Genomic DNA, 24,211 nt, shown 5'->3' with positions numbered 1-24,211 from the left:
GATCGCCCAACCTATAGGGCGCACCCCTCCGAGTACATGGCCGACGGCCCGGCCCGAACGATCACTTGTCACATGCCTGCAGACCAGCTAACTCACCCGCTCGTAGATGTGCGACTCGGCACGTAAGAGCTCCCTCTCGATGCGTTCCGCGAGGCGCACGTCATCAATACGAACACCCAACTCTACATTTCCGTACTCGGCGCTCCACGAGAAATTGGCGCTCGTGATCACGACAAAACGATGATCTACGGAGAGGAACTTTGCGTGGTTGCGCACAGCCTTCCCCTCAAACAGCCTTGTCTGCAGAACGTGGCCCGGGGCTAGCCACTCGGCCGTCTCCGACGAAGTGGGACCGACACCACCGGCATTCGCCTCGGCGTCAATGTAGACGCGCAGCGACACGCCGGGTCGAGCAGCCACCCCACGAAGCGCCTCCCACATGCCAGAGGTCTTCTGGAAGTTGAACGTCGAACAGACGACGGACTGACGCGCGGCCTCCACCAGAGCAATCAAGGAAGTTGTCAGTCCGCCAGCTTGAGCGACGTGTCCCGGCATCGTCCACACCGTGCTGACCGCACGCGATGTCGAGTGCGCCCCCTCTACCCCGCGCAGCGCGGCGGCGATCAGTGCGCTCTCGAACGTCAGGTCGGCGGCGCTCGTGATCGCCATGACACGAGCCTTCTTTGCTTGATCGATGATGCCGATCGCACTCGTCAGACTCAGCCCTTCCTCCAACGCCGAGGCGACCAGGCCAGCCTCGGTACCGGACAGAAGCGCCCCCAGCTCTCGAAAGGCGTGCGCGCGGAGTTGAGCGACCTCAGTGGAAGAAGCCAAAGCCCTGGCCCCCCGGCAGGTCGACGAGAAATCGACGATCAAGGAATCGATTGGCCCGTTCACACGAAGTCTCTGACGCCATCGCACATGTGTGGCACGCGGCACCGTGAAGGAAGTCCTCCGGCTCCTTGGGCGTTCGGTGCGCACATACCGGGTCTGACGAGCAGCGTGAGGCCCTCCGGAGCGCTCGGGACATGACACGCTCTAGGTTGCCCGACTCGCTGAGCTGGACCAAGCCGCCGAGCGTCCCGTCGGAGTCTGAGGCGGTCGTGACGATGAGCAGCCCGGCTGCGGCGGGGCGGCCCTCCTCCGCTCTCCACGCATAGATCCGCTCGGACAACGAGGCCGCCGAGTAGCCGGAGTACATGGCCATCTCACGGATCAGAACATGGGAGAGCGTGTGCAGCAACCAGTACCGCGCGGGGCGGAACCGGGCATCGGGGTCGACATCCTTCGCCGTCTCAGAGAACCGCGCATTGAAGTTGCGCTCGTGAGCGGCCCGGTGCGCCTCCCAGAGGTCGGACGCCTCAACCTTCGTCTCCCACGCGGCAACAGCCTCCTCATCGAGCTGCAGGTACACCCCCTCGCCACGATCCTCTGTCGCGACGGTCCACGTCGGTCGACCGTCACGAGCAAGTCGTACGAGCCGCTTGCCAACGTCGTTGGCCCGCTCCATCTCGTCGATCCGGGTGAATCCGAGAACAGCGTTGACCTTCCGCAGCTTGTCGACCGCGAGCACCCGAGTGACGTGGTTGGCGGCGAGCTTCTGGTGCACTCCCCCGTTGGGAGGCGAGAGAATCAACCCGCTCGTGCCGTCGGCCTTGTGGTGAGGGCCAAGTGGTTCTCGCTGCAGGTAGTTCCATTCGGGGACGAGCAAGCTCACGGGGTCGAAGTTCTTACGCTGCTCCTCAATCTGCTCCTGTGAAGGAGGGGGCGCGAGCAGCTCAGCGACGGCGGCGGCAAGCTTCTCCTTAGACAGCGTCGCCAGTTCCGACTCCTCATCTTCCAAGAACTCGTGCCATCGGCCCAGATCTCCCTGCCACTTCTCGACACGCTTCGGACCGACGAGCACGAGCAGGTCCGCCGCGATCGATGCAGCGGTCTCGACGTTCGACTCGGGCATGACGACGATGGAGAGCGTCGCGGGGAACCACAGGTTCGACGCGCCAAGCAACATCAGCTTCGTCCGATTGACGCAACCAGCTTGCTCGAACAAGCCGAGGTGCGGGTGCCTGCCACGGCACCGAGGGAGCTTGGCGGCTCCAGCCTCACCCTGCGCCTCGTTCATCGCTCGCCGGCTTCCGCAGGACGTGCAGGTGATCGTCGCCGACGCTCCCTTGCCGACGGTGCGATCCTCCATCTTCAGTGGGGGAACGTCAGCGGAGGGGCAGTTGCCCCCCTGGTGAACCCACCAGTCATAGGGAAACTCGTCGAGATGCCCATCTGGACAAGCGAGCAGGTATCGTGCCGGCACGGCAGGAATCGGTCTCTTTGAGGGTTTGCCGCGACGACCCGGGCACTTCTCGTGCTCGAATCGAGCCTCGTCCGGCCTGTACGGGTTGGTGTTGCGGTAGGAGAACCTGGTGAGGGGTCCAAGCTGGTCGCAGCCTGTGCAACGCATCCACTGCGGAAAGACGCGTGCCGAGACGCCCAAGTCATCTCCCTCCTTGCTCTGTGCCGTCGCCTTGGGCGCCCAGGGGAACGGGCGCAGCTCGGCGACCTGCCGGCCAAGGTGCGTTCGGACGGCGTCCAGCAGGCGGGGGGCGTGAACGCGGGGCGGCTGTCCCGGACGACGCCTCCAGATGCTCTCCCAGTCGTCAAAGCCGGCAGGCATGACGGTGAACGACGGGAGATCCATCGTCGATCCCGGCCCGTAGGTGTACAACAGGTTTGAAGGGCGCGCAGAGCCGACCTTGGCGCGATTCTTCGTCGCAGTCATCGATTCAAAGGACTCGAGATCACCCAGAGGGTCGAGCGACTCACCTACTTGGATCTCAGTCATCTGTAGCCTCCGCGTCCGTGTCTGGCATCGAGCTCCACTCCCGCGGCACGTTCATGACTTCCCATGACATGAGGCTCTTCGGCGACACCAGGAGATTGATCTCGGGTTGCACCTCACGCATCGAGTTCGCGACCACGAACGGCGCGTGGTCATGGAGGCTCACGTCAGCACGGGACTTCTCTGGCGAGAGCAAGAGCGGCGAGAGCTCCCCCTCTTTGCCGTTCGGCACCTTCTCGTAGACCAGTGTGTGCTGCTTCTTCTGCACGAACTCCCGCCGCTTCGACCATGTGCCCACTCGGTTCTCCAGCCGCTCTTTGACAGCGTGCGCGGCAGGTTCGCCACCGGCCACCTTCGCTCGCTCCACGATCTGGGCGATCAGCTCGTCGAGCCGCCCTCTGGCCTCGTCCACATGCCAGGCATGCTGCTCCGCGGAGAGACCGTCTTCCCGAACAGCGTCCATGACGCGCGCCGCGGACACGAGCACGCCGTCAAGAGACCTTTCGATCGAGGTGTACGAGTACGGCGTGACCGACAGCGGCTCCACCTGCGAGTAGAACGTCTCGTGATAGTGCCGAAACTGCTCGAAGTGAGCCAGATCGCGCGGACGCGCCCAGTTGCCCAATGTCACGACCAGACCAGGGCGCGAGGCGTCGCGCCCGACGCGGGAGGACGCCTGGATGTACTCCGCAGTGTTCTTCGGTTGCCCGACCATCAGCATCAGGCCGAGTCGGGTCACGTCGACGCCGACCTGGAGCATCGATGTCGCGAGGACCACGTCGAACGGGTTCGCCTCGCGGTACGCGAACCGTTGACTCGATTCACGCGCAGACCGTGCCGACCTCGTCCACTCGGCACGCCCAGCACTGGAGTCCCACGCAGGCTCGAAGCCCGTGCTCATCTGATCGAGAGTCGCGGTGATGTCGCTCGATGCGACTCGGGAGGTGAGCTCTGCCACGTGAATCCCAGCGGGGCTTGTCCCATACCGCAGCGGGAAGAACTTCCCCGGTCGACGCTTCTTCACGGCGGTCTGGACGTCGTCGGCGATGTACCGCGCCATACCGGCCAGCTCACGAGTCGCGTTGAAGTACCCGACCAGCGTCATGTACGGGTCAGCACTCACCGGCTTTCCGGACGGTGGACTGATCCCCTGGTCAAGCAGCACCTGTCCCGCGGAGAGCAGGGTCGATGCGAGGACGATCTCTGCAGACGTCAGCCGCACTCCGGTGGTTGAGACACCGACATAACGGCGCCCCGGTGTGTCGCGGCTGACCTCAAGCTCCCGAGAGAAGAAGGTGTCGGACACGTCGAGCACTTGCGGCGGGAAGATCGTCACCCCCCGCCCGTACAAGGCCTTGATCTGCTCCGCAGCATTGCGCACAGTCGCAGTGGAGGCCACGACGAGCGGACGAATCGCCTCGCCTTGCGCGTTCCTCCACGTAGTGAGGACGTCGACCGCGAGCTCGAAGACACCGACGGCCGTGCCCAGTGCACCGGTGATCAAGTGCAGCTCGTCTTGGATGATGAGGTCCGGTGGCCGCAAGCGGTCCGCAGGCCGCACGGTCGCGCTAGGCGCACCTGCCTTGCCTGGATGCTTGCCGTTCGCACCCTTGAGACACTCGCGGTAGTCATCATGGACGTATCCATGCCGTTCACATCGGCGTCGAACGTACCCGAAGAGTGACGCAGCCTCACCCTCTCTGGCGAGACGTGCGAACTTGTCGACGGTCGCGATGACGAACGAGGGCACAAGACGATAGATCTCCTCATCAACTGTCAGGACTGGCAGCCCCTCGTCCCCACCGACGGCGCCTTCCGAGAACGGACAGCCACCGAAAGTGTCGCCACAGAAGACGCGAATCCTCCGAGCGTTGTCGTCGCCCTTCACGTGCTTGGGTTCGATAGGCGTTCCGCACCAGGGACAGCGCTGAAGCTGCAGGACCGTCAAGCCGTACTTCCGGCCGTCGTTCGCCTCGGCGAGCTGTCGGGCAGCCTCGTCGTAGCGCTTGGGAGAGACCGCTGTCCCGACCCATAGACCGATGCGGAACGGTTCTCGACCCCAGGTTGACTCGTCATCACGCCGGGCCATCTCCGCGGCACACACGAGTGCCGTCGCACGCTGAAACTGCTGCGCGGTCAGAAGTCGCAGCGTGTAACGCATGAGGACGGCAACTCCGGCGGTTCCGTCGATCCGACCGTCAGCTCCATCGATGACACCCTGGCGGCGGCGCGTGGCGAACGTGTACGCAGCGAGGCCCAGGTATGCCTCTGTCTTTCCACCTCCGGTCGGGAAAAACAGGAGCTCGGCCCGGGCTCCCACCGAGGAGCGTCGCACCATCCCGGGTGTCGACAGCACCTCGATCTGCATCAGGACAAAGGCAAGCTGGAAGGTACGCCACGAGTGGGCGCGCACGCCTCGCGCGAGCACCTGCTCACGGGCCTCGACCAAGGACAGCTTGGGGTTTGAAGACCGGAGCTCTGCTACCTGCGACTGGACGCGCTGGTCAGCCATGACCCGGTTCATGAAGCGGAAGCACTGCTGCGCCTCGATGTCGCTCACCAGGAAATCGAGGCCCGCGGCAAGCTGGGTCGCCACCAGTCCCGCGTCTTGCAGAGCGCCGGATGCAACATCCTTCAGGTGAGCGGGCAGCTCAGCGATTCTCGACTTCTGCCCTTCCAACCACTCGACGTAATTGGCGACGATTGGCCGCAGTCCTGCCTCGAGGTCCTCAGCCGCTGCGGTGGACAGCGTCATCATGTCCAGCAGTGCACCGTCGATCTCGCGTGCCTGAGTCTGAGGTGTCTCGGAGGTGGGGAGCCAGGTGGTGCGCACCTGGGTGGCCCGGCGCGCGCCCTTGGCCACCGTCCAGTCCACCGAGCATGTACGCCCGACGGCGAACTCGAGACGGTCGCGGTACTGGAGGTCCAGTCGTGCCAGCTCAGGGTCCTCGTCGAGGCGGTCCTCGAGCATGAGGTCAGTCACGGGCAGGAAGACGTCCGTCTCAGACTCGTTCACGTCTGCCTCGACGTAGAGGCACGTCTGGTAGAGCCAGGCGTCTGTCGGAATCGTCCGGGGTGTCTCGCGGTCGTTGCACAGGGCGGCCTCGACGATCCGCTTGCCGTCGTAGTCGATGACGTCGACCCGGATCAGGATGTCGTCCTCCAGCACGAAGTCTTCCGTGTTCCCAGGTGTCAGCGAAGCGACGGGCACAGTGACCCGATGCTCGTGAGGAGTGCGACGGTATTTTCGCCTGGGCCGTCCCGACGCAGTCACTTCATCGGTCTCCTCGGAGCGGTACGTCCCCCACGATGCCCGCACAACGACGTTCGTCACCTCGTGAGAGACCTGGAAACGGAGGCCCATCGACGCCGGGATCATCAGTCCTCGTCGCAGCGGCACATCCTCGGCTCCTTGATCATCCGACCCCGCTGTCTCTTCTTCGCGCACCCCGACCGGGACACCACGCCCAAGGTCCGCGGCTTCAGCGGGGACGACGTCCGCGTCGGACTGCTGGTCGGCGTCCTCGGCCAGTGTGACGCCGCCCCTGCCCACGAGCTTGGCCGGAGCGATGCGTCCGACGAGGTAGAGAGCGTCCGGCTGCGCGTCAAGTAGTTCGTCAGCGCCGTGAGTCGGGCCGAGAAGCTCTCGATCGAGGATGTCCGCCAAGTTCTCACGGTCGGTCCACGAAGAGCCGTCAGGAACGTAGGTCAGCTCGTACTCCTTGCGGACTGTGGCTTTGTCCGCTGGTGCTTCCGTCACTCCGTCCACGCCCCCTTCGACCGGGCGGACCACGACGTCGAGCCGTCAACTACTGGAGCCCCCCTGGTGAACGTCACGCTACCGCCCCGTGCCTGCCTGCCATACGCGACTCACGCATGGACTTTCGGCTTCCAGCGCAGGAGGACACGGTCCTTGTCGAAGTAGCGCCCCACCACACCACGCCGGACCCGCAGACTCTCGACCTGGCTCAACAGGATCTCTCGACGAGCGTGCTCGTCTGAACCCGCCGCATGCCACTGCGCTCGGACCGTCGAGCCGAGCAGAGGCTGGCTCCCGCGCTCCGTCAGAAGTCGGCGCACCAGATACGGGTCCAGAGCGGTTCGTCCCATCGTCTGACGGCACTGGGGGCAGCAGAGGACCGGCTTCTTCTGGTTAGTGCCCCGGCACAGATGGACGTCACAGTCGTGGCAGACGACCACGCGGGAGAGCAGCGGACTCGTGGCGACACGTTCATCCTTCTTCCGGGCCTGGGGTACGTCCCGCTGGTCGAGCGTCCGTTGGAGGTGCGCGAACTCCTCCTGCGTCAGGATGGCAAGTGACTCGTTGATGACAGGCTCACCGCGCTCGTCGCGAATCACAGCCAAAGGGTCTACACGAGTACCGCTGCGTCCACGCCCTGGGTTGTAGGGGGTCATGCCTGCGAGCACTGGGTTCCTCAACAACCCGTCTACGGTCTGTCGGTTCCAGGTCCGAGTGCCGTCGGCCACTCTGATGGACGAGCGGATCGGCATGGGCGCCTTCTCATCAGTGAGCCACCGCGCGATCGCGTTGACCGGTTCTCCCCGGATCGCACGAGCAACAGCCTCCGTCAGCCAAGGGATTCGCTCTGGATCCTTCACGAGGATGCGTCCTGGGCCGTCCGGGTTCTGGGCCGAGACGAAACCGTACGGCATCCCGCCGCCGGGCCAGCGCCCGGCCTTGAGGATCTGCGCGCGGGCCGCGCGAACCCTTGAACGGATCGCCTCCGCTTCCATCTCTCCAAAGACGGCCAGCATGACGGCGAAGGCCCGGCCCTGGGGGCTCGTCATGTCGATCGGGTCCTCGACCGCGACCAAGCCGGCACCACGCTCTTGGAGGGCCTCGTCAGCATGCAGGAAGTCCAGGACACGCCTCGCGAGCCTATCCACCTTCCAGATCACGACTGCATCGAACCCGCTGACTGCCAGGAGATCGGACCACCCCTTGCGCTCCTCGGGTCGGTTGGCGGTCGCAGAGACGCCATCGTCGACGAACTCTCCGAGGACCGACCAGCCCCGAGCGGCCGCGTACTTGCGTCCAGCATCGAGCTGACGCGCGATCGAGACGGACTCTTCCTTCGTGACACTGAGTCGGGCGTACAGCACGCAACGACGCTCTGTGAGGGTGTTCATGCAGGTCATGATCCTGCAGGGGGTCGCGTGCCTCCCCATTCGAGCCGGCTGGGCGGGTTAAGGGGATCCCTGTCAGGTTGGCGGAGAACGCCGGTATCGCCTTCCAAGGGTGCATCGTGCTGGGGATGGGCTTCGTGCTCGAGCCGGAAGAGGCCGCGGAGTGGATTGCCACGGACCCACGCAACGCTGAGGTCCTCTTCCCCTACCTCAACGGCGAGGACCTCAACTCCCGCCCAGACGCCTCGGCATCACGTTGGGTCATCGACTTCAACGACCGCACCGAGGCCGAAGCCGCCAGCTACCCCCTGCCGTTTGCCCGGCTTCTCAAGACTGTCAAGCCCGAACGGGCTGAGAAGCCCCTAGCCGTGAGTTCAGCTCCCTGGTGGAGGTTTCTCCGGACTCGAGGAGAGATGCGCCGGGCAATCGAGGGCAAGTCGGAGGTGTTGGTCATCGCACTTGTCAGCAAGACTGTGATGCCCGTCAGGGTCGCGGCACACCAGATTCCTAGTCACAAACTAGGGGTATTTGCAGATGACTCAGTCGGCACTCAGGCAATTCTGTCGTCAAGCTTGCACTGGCTCTGGACCGTCCGATACTCGTCAACCATGCGGGCGGATATAAACTACTCGCCATCGGATGCATTCCTGACTTTCCCGAGGCCAAATTCGACACCAGACCTGCAGGCCGCTGGCCAACAACTGGAAAGCGACCGAAGAGAAATTATGCTGCGTCGAAACCTTGGCTTGACCAAACTCTACAACCTCGTCAACGACCCGGACGTCCGGACAGATCGCGACATCCAGCACCTGCGCGACATCCACGTGAGTATAGACAATGCGTGCCTGCGTGCGTACGGCTGGGATGACATCTCGCCAACGCATGGGTTCCACACCTATCGCCAGCTGATCCGATGGTCGACATCCCCTTCAGCAGGCGCAGAAATTCTTGACCGGCTTTTGAGTGAAAATTTACGTCGGGGATCTCGATCGGACTGAGTGTCATCACGCTAAGTGTGTCATCGCCGTTGATGGTGGGCCGAGGCAGGTGTCCCGCGCGAGCACGGGGCGGCGCGACCTCGGCAATCTCGGCCATCCAGGGCCTGCGATCGAGGACCATGGCATCGGTCGACCTTGTCTGATGAAACTGGACGGCCTGCCGTTCGCAAACACAGTCGAATCTAGCGACCACCTCGACGATGGTTTTCCTCCAGGAGGCGGTCGAGAAGTTCCACACGGGCCCCTGGGCCCAAAGTCCAACGTCGGTATTTTCGGTACTCGTGAAACCCGTAATCAAGTTCAATGTCACTCCATCCGTACGATCTCAGGACTTCTTTGTCGAGCTCGACGTGAAGATCGCGCAACTCGGCGATTCCTTGGTCGTCGAGGTCCATAGGGTCATTTATCCTGTTGTAGAGTTTGGTCAGTCCGCCGCCGAGGCTCTGCAAAACGCCCCTTCGGTCCACCTCTAGCCGGCAACCGATCTCGGCAAGTTCGACTCTCGCGTTATTTGGCCGAGGGAATGTTTCAAAAATGTCCGATGGAGTATATCGCGGATCGTTTCGCATCCCGGATCCGTAGGTCAAGGACCATGTTTGGTGGATGCTCGACGACAGTATCGCCTGATCGCTGTAACTACTCGTGGCGAATACGATGCACTGCTCACTCGCAACCTGTCCTGTCGGCACGCGAACCGGCATCACCGTCTTGCTGACACGTGCGATGACCAACACTTCGCCAAGATCTGCGATTGCTCGTCGCATGGCCGGGCGTTTCTCTGCGTACTGCCACCATCGTTCGGGGAGAGGCTTCCTGAGCGCGAACAGGCCATCTGGGTTGCGGCGCTGTCGTTCGGGCTTAACAAACTGCGAAATACGCTCGAAGGGGAGGGTGTACGACGCCGCTGTTGCTTCTTCCAAGTCGTTGAAGTCGATGACCCAACGTGATGCCGAGGCGTCTGGGCGGGAGTTGAGGTCCTCGCCGTTGAGGTAGGGGAAGAGGACCTCAGCGTTGCGTGGGTCCGTGGCAATCCACTCCGCCGCCTCTTCCGGGGCAACTACAAAACCCATACCTAGGACGTAGCACCCGACGTAGGCCACCCCAGCATTTTCGGCAAGCCTGATCGGGTTGCCATGGACCCGCCCCGCTGGTTCGAGCAAAGTGCTGATTCGACGGACCGGGATGTCATCGGCCACGCGCGGAACCGCCTCAGCGACAGAAGCGCGAGTGCCCCAGACAGCCGCGTACTCGAGGTTCGCGCTTGCCGCCGGCCACGAGCGCGATTGGATCGACCGCGTGATCGTGAAGCCGTCGGCGACCATCGCGTCCAGACCCACCTGGCGGCTATCGCCCTGCGCGATCGTGTTCGTTGCGATCAGCCCAAGCGCACCCTTGGCGTGCAACAGCGCGGTGGCGCGGAGGAAGAAGTAGGCGACGAGGTCAGCGCTCCCCCTGCGTCCGTCCGCGAGTACGTTGACCAACCAGTCACGAACGTTCGTCCCCATCGCACCGGTCAGCTTCTGCCCACCGAGGAAGGGCGGGTTGCCTACGATGGCGTCGAAACCTCCACGCTCAAGCACATCCGGGACTGCGAGGGCCCAGTGAAGCGGCTTCCAGCGGTCGTAGTCGGTGTCGACAGCGGGGCGAAGCCCTTCTACAACGATGCTGTCCAGCATCACTCGGTCACCTCGACCCGCTGCGAAGGCTCTGTCGACAGCGATACGCAGGTTCTCGTACCGCTCGTTCAGCTTCTTGCCCGACTTTCCACCTTCTTGGAGACCAGCGGCGATGATGCCGTTGGCGACGTCCCGAGTCTGCTCGATGACGTCTTCGTACTCGTGCCACAGGCGAAGCTTGGTGTTGGTTGAGCGGGCTGGGTCGTGGTCGTCGACCTCACTGGCCAGACGCTGCCGGAGCCTGACAGCTCGTTGGATGACAGAGCGGACATCGAGCAGCTCCATGCCCTGCGCTTCGGACCCACCACCGAACAAGGTGCCCTCGGAGTAGTTGCCCAGCACAGAGCTCTTGGCCTGCGCCGGGTCGATGTGCAGCGCTTCGAGCTGGCGGACGTCCGTGATGCCCAGCAGCGAATTCCCGTGCAGCACCTTGTCATCGACGAAGGAGAAAGGCTGGTCCGGGTCGAGCGACACGAGCCAGAGCGAGAGCTTGCACATCTCTACGGCCATGCCGTTGATGTCGGCTCCGTAGAGACACTGGGCGACCACCTGCCGCTTGGCCTTGACCTCTAGCTCGTGGGGAGTTCCGCGAACGCCCTCTGACTGCCACGCCTGGAGCACGCGCGCGGCAAGGTACTCAGCCGCAGCCACAAGGAAGGCGCCAGAACCGCACGCGATGTCGGCCACCTTGAGGTCAAGAATCTCGTTGGAGTCGAGCAGCCTCCACTGGTCCGTATCTTCGGTTTGGTGGGGCCCAGGCCGGTAGACGAGCGGCTCAAGTGCGTATCGGACGACCTCTTGGGCCAACGACTTTGGTGTGTAGTGAGCCCCAGAGTTGGCTCGCGAGGGAGTCTCGATGATGGCAAGGCCACCTGGCCGGATCACGACGGGCCGCTCGCGCAGATCGCGACGGATGATCCCGACGAACGGCCGGAGCTGATCGAGGAGCTCGGAATCGCGCGTGACCGACAGCAGCGCGCGTTCGCCGTCCTCGACAACTGAGTCGAGGAGCTTCTTGAGCGCGGTGGCGGACTTTGTGGCAGCACCATGCTGGTTGTCCTTGACCCACTTGACGACCGACTCAGCCAGCTTCTTTGCGTCCGGAGCGCTCTCAGCGAGGCCCTCGAGAGTAGTCAACGGAATCTCGGGCTCTTCGCCGTCCTTGCCTACTAGGCCGACCACGACCTCGTCCACGTCAGCTGCGGTGTAGCCAAGCAAGCCCTCGTAGATGTAGCCGATCTGCTCGACATCGATGTCGCGGAACGACACGCGGCGACGCTCACCGCTGATGACCGCTTCCTGGACGGCTCTGAGGACTTCGAGCATGACGCGGTCGGAGACGGTCACGGCGAGCGACCCACGATCGTCAGTCGCAGTCATGAACATGAACCGGGAGGGGTCGAACAGAGAACCACCGTAGGCGGGAAGCCGCATGTCTTCGCTGGTCACGCCCTGCGACAAGGCCTGGGACGTGGCCAGCAGGCGGTGCCAGGTGTAGTGAGTGCCGTCGAGGGCCTCGGCCCCTTCCTCGCGCTTTCGCTTGTCGAGCGCGTCGAGGAGCCCGGACACCCCGTAGCCCTCGGTGAAGAGCGGAGACTGCGGCATCATCGAGCGCTCTTCGGCGAAGAGCAGGAACACCACGCGCATCATCACGGTGACTGCCCCCTCATAGACGAGTCCTCGGTCAGACGGGAGCGGATCAGTGCGACTGCTCTCTCGCGCATCGGCCGTCCCCTCCGAGAACGCCGTCACCAGAAGGTCGACAGCCCGCCTGACCTGGGTCCCGAGCGCGACGGTGATGTCCTCAGCCGCCGTCACTGACTCGTAGAACAGCGCTCGCAGTCGATCGTTCTCCTGGCCACCGGCCAGCCGCAACGGAGAGAGAAGCTCGAAGAACCCGTCTCGAACATCGGCCTCTTCGATCCAGGTCTGGGAATCGACGATGCCTGAGGCAGTCATGACTCGATCTTGCGCCGAGACGATCGCCCACCAGCGTCCGTCCGTTACGACGCCGATCTCATAGTGGGATGCGCGAAGGATGGCATCCATACGGTCGATCGGGCTAGCGGTCCATGGCTCGTCGACTAGTGGGTCGCGCAAGGACTCAACCGGATCGACCACGAGGACGAGCGCTGCGATCTCACCCTGCCGCGAGAAAGCGCCACTCGCCTCTACCGAGTCGACCCGACTGGGCGAGGATGCCTTGGGCGTCGAACCGACAAACACCTCGTCCCCCCAGCCGAGGAACTCGTCCCAGCCAGCCGCGTCGCGCAGCACCGCGTCGATCCACTTGTCTCGAGCTCCGTGGTACTGCTCGAGAGCACTCTCAACCTGATTCTCATCAGACGTCTTGCTCCAGGCGTCCCACGACCGGTCGAAGTCAGGCTTGGCGTCACGCAGCGCGGCCTTCTCGTTGGCTCCCATCTGCGGGATCCCTTGAGGGTAGACGCGCTTGAGCGCTGGGATAGCGACGAACGGGCCTTCGCGGTCGACCAGCTCGAGCCAGTCCCGGTGCTCACGTGTGAGGCGGGGCTTACGGGGAATCTTCACAGCACTCCTGCCTGGGCATCCGACGGGGTCAAGGCGAAGACCACCGCAACGGCCGACACGAAAGGTCGAATGTCGGTGTAACGTTCCCTGATCGCTTGGATCTCACGAGCTTCTTCAGCTGACAGGTTCTCCAACCGGTTCTCCATCGATCTGATGTCCAAGCGGTATTGCTGGGCCTGGTTCGGGTCGAGGTCGAACAGCATGCTGTTGATCTCCTCCTGCTTGGCACGGCGATCGGTCAGTGACTCTTGCAGGTTGCGCCGGAAGTTCCCGAAGATCGCCCTGGCCCGGTCCACGTCTGCCTCGCGCCGTTTGGTCAAGTCCGCTGTCACCGACTCCTGCTGGCGGGTGGCTCGACCGCGCATCTCACTCTCGAGCTTGGACCGCAGCCGACCGTCGTCGATCGTCCACGCCTCGGCGAGTCGGGTCCGGAGGCCCTCGTCGGCGAGCGTGAGCTCCGCATGATCCAGGGTCCGCTCGAGGAGCGCCTCGGCCTTCGCCTCCGCAAGACGCTGCCCCTTGACTCGGACGCCCGTGACGAAGACCTCTTCGTGGAGCCGGAGGCCACCCCGTCCGACCAGGACGAGGCGAGAGATCGCCGCGACGCACGACTCGTCGAGTCCGTCGACCACGACGGCTGTGACTCTGTTGACTGAGGAGTCCGTGGTGAACAAAGTCGAGCGGAGGATGCGCGACGCCTTCTGCATGAGCGTATGGCCGAGGTGGACGTGAACAACTTCCTCGAAGCTGCCGGAGTGGATGGCGTCGTCGAAGGTGATAGGCCGATAGACGCCTGGGCGGAGACGAGTATCGAGGCCCCTGATCGCCGCATCCCACGAGGGGGCAAGGTTCGGCACCCGGAATACCTCGACGTCGTGGTCCTGCGAGCCCTCTTGAACGAGGGTCGGCTGGTTCGTCAGCGTCAGGGCTGTGTCGACGACGCGACGGGCATTGGACGGCGTGAGGTGCATGCGCACCTTCTGATCGTCGTAGGTGTTGGCGAGCTGTGTGAGCGTGCGGTTGAGGTCTTGATCTCCGGCGAGCGCCCTGTTGATGATGGCGTTGCCCTCGTCCTTGAGGACTTGGGCGCGCGTAGCGACCTTCACACGACCAAAGTGGTTCTGGATGTCCGCGTCGATCACCTGGTTCACGGACCCGAGGTCGTCGGCGACGGTGGCGACCTTCTCGGCGATGCGGCGCATGAACTCCATGTCAGCCCCGTAGGTGCCAGAGTCCTTCTCAGGTAAGAACTGGAAGACCTGCGGTGCCTGAGTCTGCCCGTACCGGTCGATACGACCGATCCGCTGCTCGAGACGCGACGGGTTGAACGGCACGTCGAAGTTGACGAGGCGGTGGCAGTGCGCCTGCAGATCGATACCTTCGCCAGCTGCATCCGTAGCCACCAGGACGCGGACCGGCTCCCTGGACGGATCGGCGTTGAACCTGGCGCGCGTCAGCTCACGTTCCTCGGCGGGCGAAGATCCTTCGATGGTCAAGAGGCGGGTCCCGTCGAAGCCTTGGCTCCGAAGCACCTCGACGATCCAGTGCAGCGTGTCCGAGTACTCGGTGAAGATGACCACACGCTCGTTGGTCCAATTCTTGCCGTCGGGCTTGCAGATCGCGTTGAGCCAGTCCACCAACGCCCTGAGCCGAGAGTCAGGCTTTGATTGGAAGCCCAGACCCCAGTTGACGAGTTGTTCGAGTTCCTCTTCGGTGGCCGTCACCAGCGGGTGCGCGGTCTTGGATTTTCGCAGAGCATCGAACTCCGGGTGCTCGGCAGCGCCTTCCTCTTCGTCTGACTGGTCCGATCCGAGAACTTCGGCGTAGTACTCGTCCTCGTCGTCCCAGTCTGCCGGGGCACCGCGCGTGGCGTCACGGTATCCGGCGAGGGTCGACCCGAAGGCGTACGGGGACGAGAGGAACCGCTTCTTCAGCAGCATCGAGACGATGTCGCCGCTGCGTTTCTGGCCGTTGGCCCGAGCGCTGGCCTCCAAGATTGCGTCTAGCCGTTCGAAGGCCTCCTGCTCGTCAGATCCAGGCTCGAAGGTGATCGTCTTCAGTTCGCGCGCTCTGAAGTTCTTCTCCTTGATGTCGCGCTTGAGCCGCCGGACCGTGACATCCTTCAAGGCATCCGAGTCGACCGTCGCACCTCGAGAGAACCGACGATTGTCGATCATCTCTAGGAGAGCGGTGAACGACTCCGAGTGGCCGTTGTGCGGCGTAGCCGAAAGGAACAGGCGGTGCTCACACACTCTAGCCAGATCGCGAACAGCGATGGTGCGCTGGGAGTCGACCGCGTACCCACGGGCTCCGCCGACCGCTGTCGGGCTCGACGGAGCGACATGGTGCGCCTCGTCGACCACGAGGATGTCGAAGGCGTAGTTGCGAGCAGAACCTACCTTGCCTACCTCGGAGTAGACGTCTCGAAGCAGGCGCTGGGCACGCAGACCCGGCAGCCATGCCATCGACACGATCACACGAGGGAACAGACGTAGCGGGTTGGCGTTCAGGCCATGGGACCGACGAACCTGAGCCATCAGGTCAGAGTTGACGATGACAAAATCAAGGCCGAACTTCTCACGCATCTCGTCCTGCCACTTGAGTGCAAGGCTTGGCGGGCAGACGATCACCACGGACCTCGCGCGGTGCCGCAGGAGAAGCTCTTGGACGACTAACCCAGCTTCGATGGTCTTACCCAGCCCGACGTCATCGGCGAGCAACAAGTTAGTGCGAGGGGCCTGCAATGCGCGGCGTAGCGGCTCCAGCTGGTACGCCTCGACATTCGCTCCGGAGCGGAATGGGGCCTGGAACGCGCCTTCGTTCGCCGACGTCACCGCACCCCAACGAACAGCGTCGACGAAGGCAGCGAGACGATTGGGATCGTCGAACCCATCGGGGGTGATCGTCTCAGGCAAGCCTTGGTCCGGGGCGACTGAGTTCCCGACTTCGAGCTCCCAGATGACGCTGAGCTCTTCACCCATACGGTCTTCGGCGAGCGACTGGAGCGAGAGCACATGGTTGAGCTCCGGGACGCCGTCATCCGCACTGCTGCGTGGCAAGCCCTGCTCACGCACATCAGCCACAGCCCAGTTCGATCCCCGTACCTCGACGATGTCACCTGGCCTCGGGAGACGCGGCGCCGCCTCCGACTGTGCCGTCATCGGTCAGAATCCACGAGGCTCAGAGACATGATCCCTAGTATGCGCGTATCCAGCCTGCTCGTTCGCGACTTGCGCGCTATCAGCACTCGTGTCGCTCTGGACAGCTCGCAGGGAGCTGCGGGACCGATGGTCACTGTTCCAGCACAGCTTCGCCTAGGTCACGACCTCGAACGCGACGCTGGCGCCGCCAAGTGCGAAACCTCGACCTGAGAAACGCCAGAGGGCCTGAACACCGTCCATCGTGTTGCTCCGCTTGCCGCTGCGCCTATGATGCTCTACGGCAGATCTTGGAGCAGATCTACCATGCCAGCCCACAGCTGCGGTGTTGGAATCTGGAGCGGATCGATCCCGAGGACATCGATCGTTCTCAACAGATAGTCGATCCGACTGACGAGGTAGGACACACGAAGGTCGATGACATCCGGTGGGCCGTGGCCGACGGCGTTAGGATGCCACCGGTGGTCCTCATTCACCGCCCCACTGCAGAGTTGCATCCATACGAGATCGTCGAGGGGCGCCACAGAGACGACGCCGCGCTCCTCGATCTGATCTTCATGCCAGCCTGGGTTGCACACATGGGTCGTTGCGGAGGCCCTCCGGCGGACCTCCATGGCTGAGACCTCTACTTGGCCGCGCTCTCGTCCAAAGTTCAGGACTCGCGGTGGCGTTAGCCGTCGCGAGCTGCCGTCTACGGCGTCGGACCAGCCGTGAGTGCAGAGCGTGGCACGTCGTCGCCTGGTCAGGCCCGCTGAAGAGGGCTCTGCACTCGGTGGCCTGCTCAGCGCGTTCGTTGGCGGACAGGTCACGCAGGTCTGCATCCGAGTTCGCTGTTGAACAGGCCGGATCGGCGCGTAAGGAACTCACGGCAGAAGTAATAGCTAACCGTCCTGACCACCGGGCGGAGCCGTCCCGGTCGCGAGGCGGGACCGTCTCGCACAGACTCGACCGGGTAGCGCACCGCACGCGACCTCGAGAGGCGAGCACCATGACCCGCATCGGCATCATCCTCGGCAGCACCCGACCCAACCGCAACGGCGAGCAGGTGGCCCGCTGGGTCCTCGACATCGCGTCGCAGCGGGACGGCGTCGAGTACGAGCTCGTCGACCTGCGCGACTACCCGCTCCCCCACCTCGACGAGCCCGTCCCGCCGTCCATGGGCGAGCACACCCAGGAGCACACCAAGCGGTGGGCCGCGAAGATCGCGTCCTTCGACGGGTACGTCATCGTCACGCCCGAGTACAACCACTCGACGTCCGGCGTGCTCAAGAACGCCATCGACTACCTGTTCCACGAGTGGCACGACAAGGCCGTCGGCTTCGTCTCCTACGGCTCCGTGGGCGGCGCCCGCGCCGTCGAGCACCTGCGGCTCGTCGCCGGCGAGCTGATGATGGCCGACGTCCGCCAGCAGGTGACCCTGCCCCTCGCCTCGGAGTTCAAGGACTACTCCGAGCTCACGCCCTCCGACGCGTCCGTCGACGCCCTCGGCACGCTCCTCGACCAGGTCACCGCCTGGAGCGAGGCCCTCGCACCGCTGCGTGCGAGGTCCTGAGCGGGGTGACCGCGGCGGGGCGACCCGCCGCGGGCACCACCCCGCGCGCCTCTCCGCGCACCGCACCCGCAGAGATCACTCGGCGACGAAGACGTTCTCCGACAGGGCGACCGTCCCGCTCGGCGCGTCCTGACCGTCGGCCACCACGAAGAAGGTCCCGACGCCACGACCGCCGAACTGCGGCGGCGTCGCGCCCGTCCCGCCGCACGCGTGGACCCACTCGGTGTCGGAGGCGTACGCGGCCAGGCACACCATGTCGTCCTCCTCGACGGCCCCGATCCACAGCTGCACCCCGTCGTGCTCGGCCACCCACCGGTACCCGGCAGCAGCAGCATCATCGTCGGAGTCGGAGACCACCGGCGGGAGCTCTCTGGTCACGCCCTGCGCCGCGTCCAGGTCGGCGTACGCCGGCTCACTGCCGGAACAGGCCGCGAGCCCTCCCGCGGCGACCATGCCGAGCGAGACGGCGACGAGCAGACGTGACGTTCCCCCTGAAGTCATCGATCCATCCTCGCACGGCCTCCCACGGACCTCTGGTGAGAAGTCCCCAACGCCCTCGTCGCCGCGCTCCCCTATGCTCGGTGCGTGCTCAGACTGATCGCCTTCGCCGCCCTCGGTTCCTTCCTCGGAGGGGTGGTCGTCGCGGTCGTCGGCGCACCCGGGACCGGGGTGGCCGTCGCCGGTGCCTCGTTCACGGTGCTGGTCTTCGCGACCGTCATGACCCGCGTCGCCGGGTCGCTCGGCGGCAGCGTCGCCGCGTCGCCGAAGGCCGTGCAGCAGGCGCGCGACGCGCGCCGACTTGGCCTCGCGCGCATCGACGCGCTCCGCCAGACCGGCACGCAGATCAACGACCAGCCGCTCTGCGACATCGACGTCACCGTCCAGCCGCTCACCGGGACGGCCTTCGCCACGAGCCTGCGGACCGTCGTGCCGCTCACCGCCATCCCGCGGTTCCAGCCCGGCGCCGAGCTGGAGGTCGCGATCCTGCTCGACGGCGGCCCCGAGGTCGCCTTCGTCGACGGCGAGCTCTCGCCCCGCGACCACGACCGCCTCACCGTACCGCCGCGCCGGACCGTGCCGCTCCTGCCCGTCGAGCCGCACACCCGCATCGTCGACGGGCGCCGCAAGGGTCCGCTCCTCGGCGTCGGGACGAAGGGCCGACCGCTCCGGCTGGCCCTCTTCGCCGTCGTCGCGGTCGCCGCCGCTGCCGTCGTCGTGACGCCGTACCGCGTCGCCGTCGCGCAGACCGTCGACGCCGTCCAGGACGGGCACCTGCGGCCGGACATGCGCCAGCCCGACCTGCTCGCCCAGGCCCAGGAGGCGCTGATCGAGGAGATCGGCCACGACCAGGTGGTGTCCGTCGCGATCACCCAGGACCTCGTGCGCGTGGACGCACCGATCCGCCCGGGGGCCACTGCCACCGACCGCTGGACCTACAGCACCGGCCGCGTCACCCACGACGGTGCGGCGACCATCCAGCCCACGACCGCCGAGGAGCAGCTCGCCTGGTCCGACCTCGCCCTCGACCAGCTCTGGGGCCTCATGGAGTCGTCCGCCGAGCAGGCCGGGGTGCCCGTCGACGACGCGAGCGCCGTCGTCCGCCGCTCCGTCGACGCCGACATCAACAGCGAGACCTTCGGGCAGCCGACCAGCGATCCCGTCATCTCCGTCGGCGTCGGCGACGACTACGGCACCACGTCCTTCCGCTACGCGACCGACGGGACCGCGCTGGAGGGCTAGTCCCCGCCGGACACATCCCCGTCCCCACCGCAGACCCGCCACCGGTGACGGCATGTCCCGTCGGTACTCTCTCGCCATGACGCACGCAGGGGGACGCGACCAGGCGGGACGGTCGCGCCGTCGCAGGATCCAGACCTGGTGGCGGTGGGCTTCCCGGCCGCAGCGCAGGCTGGTGGTCGCCGCTGTCGTGGCCGTCGTCGCCGCCGGTCCGCTCGAGTGGTCGCTGAGGACCCACACCGCCGACGTCGTGAGGTACGAGGTCGAGCGCACGGTCGGCGCCTCGGGCGACGTCGACGTCCGACTCGGAGGCTGGCCCCTCATCCCACAGGTGGTCCGGGGCTCGCTGTCGAGCGTCACGGTGACGCTGGAGACGACGACCTGCGGCGACCTCGCGCTCGACGACGTCACGCTCACGGGGTCTGACGTCCGGCCGTCGGTGCCCTACGTGCACGACCTGTCCGTCCGTGCTGTTGTCTCTCCCGAGGCGATCCAGGCCGCACTCGACCGAGACGGCGGCGAGGACCTCGATGTCACGACCGACGCCGGGCGCCTCGCGGTGACCGCACCAGCCGACGACCGCGCCCACCCCCTGGAGGTCTCGGTCGTCGACCACCGTCGCGTCACCTTCGCCGTCGACGACAGCACTCCGGCGGGCACGGACCTCGCCGAGAGGATCGCGAACCTCTCCTTCGACACCTCGTGCCCGGCCTCGTTCGGCTGGATCGATGCCGCGACCGTCGACGACGCGGGCATCATCCTGACCGGCCACACAGCGGCCGCGGCCCTCTACGAACGTGAGGCTTCCTAGACGGAGGTGGCCTGCGCGCCCGTCGGCGCGGACGAGACGCCTCCGGCCATCCGCCGAGGACCGTAACCTGAGGGCATGAAGCGCATCGGTTTCCTGTCCTTCGGTCACTGGACCGACTCGCCGCACTCGCAGACGCGCTCTGCGTCCGACGTGCTGCTGCAGTCGATCGACCTGGCGGTCGCCGCCGAGGAGCTCGGCGTGGACGGCGCGTACTACCGCGTGCACCACTTCGCGCGGCAGCTCGGGTCGCCGTTCCCGCTGCTCGCCGCGGTCGGTGCGCGCACCAGCCGCATCGAGATCGGCACCGGCGTCATCGACATGCGCTACGAGAACCCGCTCTACATGGCGGAGGACGCCGGCGCCGCGGACCTCATCTCCGGCGGCAGGCTGCAGCTCGGCATCAGCCGGGGATCGCCCGAGCAGGTCCGAGAGGGCTACCGGCTGTTCGGCCACGAGCCCGCGCCGCACGACCGCGACGGCGCCGACATGGCCCGTGAGCACACCGCACGGTTCCTCGAGGTGCTCAGCGGCGAGGGCTTCGCCGAGCCCAGCCCCAACCCGATGTTCCCCAACGAGCCCGGGCTGCTGCGCATCGAGCCGCACTCCCCCGGCCTGCGGGACCGCATCTGGTGGGGTGCCGGGTCCATGGCCACCGCCGAGTGGACGGCCGAGCAGGGCATGCACCTCATGAGCTCGACGCTGCTCAGCGAGCACACCGGCAAGCCGTTCCACGAGCTCCAGGCCGAGCAGATCGCCCGGTACCGCGCGCGCTGGGCCGAGGTCGGGCACACGGGCGAGCCACGGGTGTCGGTGAGCCGCAGCATCTTCCCGCTCATGGACGACCGCGACCGCGCGTACTTCGGTCGTGACGCCGGGTCGCAGGACCAGGTCGGGTCGCTCGGCGGCACGCTCGCCACCTTCGGCAAGTCCTACGCGGCCGAGCCCGACAAGCTCGTCGAGCAGCTCGCCGCCGACGACGCCGTCATGGCGGCCGACACCCTGCTGCTCACCATCCCCAACCAGCTCGGCGTCGACTACTGCGCCCACGTGCTCGAGAGCTTCGTCCAGCACGTCGCACCGTCGCTGCGCTCACGGTGACCTCCGGCGCAGCCGCGCCGAGGACCCACGGCGGCGTCCCTCGTCTCTACGGCTCACCCCGCGTGCCCTCGTGGCTCGTGCCGCGCCCGCAGCTCGTGCGCGCCCTCGACACGGACGTGCCCCTCGTCGTCGTCACGGGGCCGCCCGGCGGCGGCAAGAGCGTCGCGCTCGCCGAGTGGGCCCGGGCGTCGACGGACCCGGACCTGCGGGGCGTCGTGCTGGACCTCGGGGGACGGCCGCTGTCGCGCGTCGCGCTGTGGTCCCAGGTGTCGGGGCTCCTGCTCGACGCGGGGCTCGTGGGCGAGGGGCGCCTCTTCTCGTCCGGTGCCGACTCGTTGCGCGAGCTCGCCGACGTCCGGGCGTTCCTCGTCCGGGCCTTCACCCAGGTCGCTCCCCTGACCCTGGTGCTCGACGGCGCCGACCGCCTCGACGACGAGTCCGCGGGTGACCTCGTCCACGTCCTCGACGCCGTCCCCGGCGTGCGCGCCGTCGTCGCGGGCCGGTCCCTGCCCGCCCTGGCGTCCGGCGACGCCCGGCTGCGCCTCGACGTGGCCACCGTCGACGGCGAAGACCTCGCGCTCACCGTCGAGGAGACGGCGGCCGTGCTGGGTCTCGACGTCGCCGCGGCGACGGCGGTCCGCCGCGCCACCGGTGGGTCCCCGCTGGCCACCCGTGTCGTCGCCCTCGAGCGGGACCAGCCGGGTGTCGACCCGGGCCAGGCGCTCGAGACCGTCGTGCTGGCCGCCGTCGCGCACCTCGACCCCGAGACCGTCGACCTCCTGCGGTGCGCCGCGACCGCAGACGTCGTCTCGCCGGAGCTCGCGACGACCCTGACCGGCCGTGACGACGCCCCGGGCACCTTGGAGCACGTCGCCGACCTCGGGCTCGGCACCTGGGTGCGCGCGGGCGCAGACCGGGTCTTCGTGTGCACCCCGGTCGTGCGGATCGCGCTGCGCGCCGAGCTCCGCCGCACCGACCCCGGCAGGTTCGCCCGGCTGCGTGGGCTCGTCGCCCGGTGGTGCGACACCCACGACCGCCCGGTCGAGGCGCTCGAGGCCGCGGTCGACGCCGACGACGTCGACCTGGTGAACACCGTCGTGCGTCACCACTGGCGGGCGTTCCTGTCGCAGTACGCCGGGACCGTGCAGCCGACCGTCTCTCCCCTCGGCCTCACCCGGCTGCGCCACCACCCGGTGCTGCTGTTCTTCATCGGGCTCGGGCACAACGCGCACCGAGGTGGCCGGCTCAAGGCCCTCGCGCTCTTCGGGCTCGCGATCACGTCGGCCCGCACGGCCCGCAGGTCCGTCCCGGCCGAGGAGCGCCTGGTGCTGCGGGTCGTCGAGATGATCGCGCTGCGCCTCACCGGCCGGGCCGACGCCGCAGCAGCGGCTGCCGACGACGTCGCACGACGCGTCGACGAGCTCGAGCCTGCGCGACGCGCGGAGATCCAGGACCTGCTCCCCCAGGTGCACGCGCACTCCGGCGTCACCTACCTGCGGGTCGGCAGGTCGCGGGACGCCGTCGCCGCCTTCGAGCGCGGCGTCGGCGAGGCGTCGAGCGACCTCGCGACGCTGCCCAACCTCGCCCTGCTCGCCGGTGCCCACGCCCTCGACGGGTCGCTGCAGCAGGCAGCCGCCGTGGTGGCCGACGCGCAGACGCGCACCTGGCCCGACGGGTGGGTGGAGGGCTACACCGGGTCCCTGCTCCAGGTCGCCCAGGCGGTCCTGGCGCTCGACGCCCTCGACGTCGTGGAGGCCCAACGTCGCCTCGACCTCCTCGACCGGCACCTGGCCACGATCGAGCACTGGGCGCCGATCGCCGAGGTCCAGGCCCACGTGGACCTGCTCGCCTCCGGTGCCGACGCCGCGCTGACCCGGTTGCAGGCCACCCGTGACTCCCACCGTCAGCGCCGCTCGAAGCACGCGGAGACGGAGGCCGCCCTCGACGCGACCCAGGCGCTCCTGCTCGTGGCGGCCGGCAGGCCGTACGCGGTGCTCACCGGGGACCTCGGGCCGGTCGACCACCCGGCGGTCGCGGTCTCGCTGGCGCGCGCCCAGTGCGCTGCCGGGCTGCCGGAGCAGGCGCTCGGGACACTTGCCGGCGTCGCGGGCTCGTCGCGCGCCTCCGTCCGCACCCGGGCCGAGGCGGCCCTCGTCGAGGCCGTCGCCCTGCTGGCCGTGGACCACGAGGTCGAGGCCCGCTCCGCCCTGGCGCGGGCCACCGGGATCCTCTCGGTGCACGGGCTGCACCTCCCGCTCGCGCTCCTCCCGGCCGACGACCGCGTCCGGCTGCGCACGCTCGCCGAGCAGTCGGGGACCCCCGTCGCCGTCGGGCTGCTCGCCCAGGACTGGCCGGAGACCATGCTCCCGGGCGGTGCGGTCGCCCCGCTCACGTCCCGCGAGGCGGTGATCCTCCGCGAGCTGGCCAGCACGGGGTCGACGTCGGTGATCGCCGAGCGCCTGGTGGTCAGCCCGCACACCGTGAAGTCCCAGCTGCGCACGCTGTACCGCAAGCTCGGGGTGACGTCGCGCGCCTCGGCCCTCGCCGTCGCCCGTCGGTACGGGCTCCTCGAGGCCGACGCCCCCGACGACACCGCGACCTGAGGTCGGCGGTCGAGCCTGCCGGTCCGCGCGGGTGTCGGCATCCGCGT

Annotated in this window: 14 protein-coding genes; 6 read left to right on the top strand and 8 right to left on the bottom strand. The window is 66.6% G+C overall.

What is annotated here, in order from left to right; all coding sequences use genetic code 11:
- Nucleotides 1–87 precede the first annotated feature (87 nt).
- The 4 genes from drmC to SKED_RS01605 all read right to left on the bottom strand — a co-directional run bounded on the left by drmC (nucleotide 88) and on the right by SKED_RS01605 (nucleotide 7,984).
- Entirely contained in the window at nucleotides 88–897 is an 810-nt protein-coding gene (gene drmC / locus SKED_RS01620; protein WP_245534598.1) for a DISARM system phospholipase D-like protein DrmC, read from the bottom strand.
- On the bottom strand, nucleotides 818–2,836 hold the full coding sequence (gene drmB / locus SKED_RS01615) for a DUF1998 domain-containing protein (protein WP_012865365.1): 2,019 nt from the start codon (nucleotides 2,834–2,836) through the stop codon (nucleotides 818–820). The genes drmC and drmB overlap by 80 nt, the downstream gene beginning before the upstream one ends.
- Complete coding sequence (gene drmA, locus SKED_RS01610; RefSeq protein ID WP_217167929.1) at nucleotides 2,829–6,602, bottom strand: DISARM system helicase DrmA; 3,774 nt, start codon at nucleotides 6,600–6,602, stop codon at nucleotides 2,829–2,831. The genes drmB and drmA overlap by 8 nt, the downstream gene beginning before the upstream one ends.
- Nucleotides 6,603–6,703: 101 nt before the next feature.
- A complete protein-coding gene (locus SKED_RS01605; protein ID WP_012865363.1) occupies nucleotides 6,704–7,984 on the bottom strand; it encodes a recombinase family protein in 1,281 nt (426 codons plus the stop codon).
- A 125-nt stretch (nucleotides 7,985–8,109) separates the two neighbouring features.
- Here SKED_RS01605 and SKED_RS19875 point away from each other — a divergent pair, with 125 nt between their 5' ends.
- A complete protein-coding gene (locus SKED_RS19875) occupies nucleotides 8,110–8,979 on the top strand; it encodes a type IIL restriction-modification enzyme MmeI (RefSeq protein WP_143755615.1) in 870 nt (289 codons plus the stop codon).
- A gap of 182 nt (nucleotides 8,980–9,161) precedes the next feature.
- Here SKED_RS19875 and SKED_RS01600 read toward each other — a convergent pair whose 3' ends face one another.
- The 3 genes from SKED_RS01600 to SKED_RS01590 form a co-directional block, all read right to left on the bottom strand.
- Nucleotides 9,162–13,205 carry an Eco57I restriction-modification methylase domain-containing protein gene (locus tag SKED_RS01600; protein WP_012865362.1) on the bottom strand — a complete coding sequence of 1,348 codons (4,044 nt, stop codon included), beginning with the start codon at nucleotides 13,203–13,205 and terminating at the stop codon, nucleotides 9,162–9,164.
- Nucleotides 13,202–16,366, bottom strand: coding sequence for a DISARM system SNF2-like helicase DrmD (gene drmD, locus SKED_RS01595; protein WP_143755614.1), 3,165 nt, complete (start codon nucleotides 16,364–16,366; stop codon nucleotides 13,202–13,204). Before drmD ends, SKED_RS01600 begins: the two co-directional genes overlap by 4 nt.
- Before the next feature lie 275 nt (nucleotides 16,367–16,641).
- Entirely contained in the window at nucleotides 16,642–16,977 is a 336-nt protein-coding gene (locus SKED_RS01590) for a hypothetical protein (RefSeq protein WP_012865360.1), read from the bottom strand.
- A gap of 374 nt (nucleotides 16,978–17,351) precedes the next feature.
- Between SKED_RS01590 and SKED_RS01585 the strand changes: the two genes are divergently transcribed.
- Nucleotides 17,352–17,915: an NADPH-dependent FMN reductase gene (locus SKED_RS01585; RefSeq protein ID WP_012865359.1), complete on the top strand. Its 564-nt coding sequence runs from the start codon at nucleotides 17,352–17,354 to the stop codon at nucleotides 17,913–17,915.
- Nucleotides 17,916–17,990: 75 nt separating this feature from the next.
- On the opposite strand, the gene SKED_RS01580 is transcribed toward SKED_RS01585, so the two are convergent.
- Nucleotides 17,991–18,416, bottom strand: a complete 426-nt coding sequence (locus SKED_RS01580) for a hypothetical protein (RefSeq protein WP_012865358.1) — start codon at nucleotides 18,414–18,416, stop codon at nucleotides 17,991–17,993.
- A gap of 84 nt (nucleotides 18,417–18,500) precedes the next feature.
- Between SKED_RS01580 and SKED_RS01575 the strand changes: the two genes are divergently transcribed.
- From SKED_RS01575 to SKED_RS01560, 4 genes are all read left to right on the top strand, one after another.
- On the top strand, nucleotides 18,501–19,655 hold the full coding sequence (locus SKED_RS01575) for a hypothetical protein (protein ID WP_012865357.1): 1,155 nt from the start codon (nucleotides 18,501–18,503) through the stop codon (nucleotides 19,653–19,655).
- A gap of 76 nt (nucleotides 19,656–19,731) precedes the next feature.
- Entirely contained in the window at nucleotides 19,732–20,463 is a 732-nt protein-coding gene (locus SKED_RS01570) for an LmeA family phospholipid-binding protein (protein WP_169310123.1), read from the top strand.
- Between the two features lie 75 nt (nucleotides 20,464–20,538).
- Nucleotides 20,539–21,561, top strand: coding sequence for an LLM class flavin-dependent oxidoreductase (locus SKED_RS01565; RefSeq protein WP_012865355.1), 1,023 nt, complete (start codon nucleotides 20,539–20,541; stop codon nucleotides 21,559–21,561).
- Nucleotides 21,558–24,164: a LuxR C-terminal-related transcriptional regulator gene (locus SKED_RS01560; protein WP_012865354.1), complete on the top strand. Its 2,607-nt coding sequence runs from the start codon at nucleotides 21,558–21,560 to the stop codon at nucleotides 24,162–24,164. The genes SKED_RS01565 and SKED_RS01560 overlap by 4 nt, the downstream gene beginning before the upstream one ends.
- Nucleotides 24,165–24,211 lie beyond the last annotated feature (47 nt).

The organism is Sanguibacter keddieii DSM 10542, assembly GCF_000024925.1.
In the GTDB taxonomy this organism is placed as follows: domain Bacteria; phylum Actinomycetota; class Actinomycetes; order Actinomycetales; family Cellulomonadaceae; genus Sanguibacter; species Sanguibacter keddieii.
This window is presented reverse-complemented; position numbering and strand designations above follow the sequence as displayed.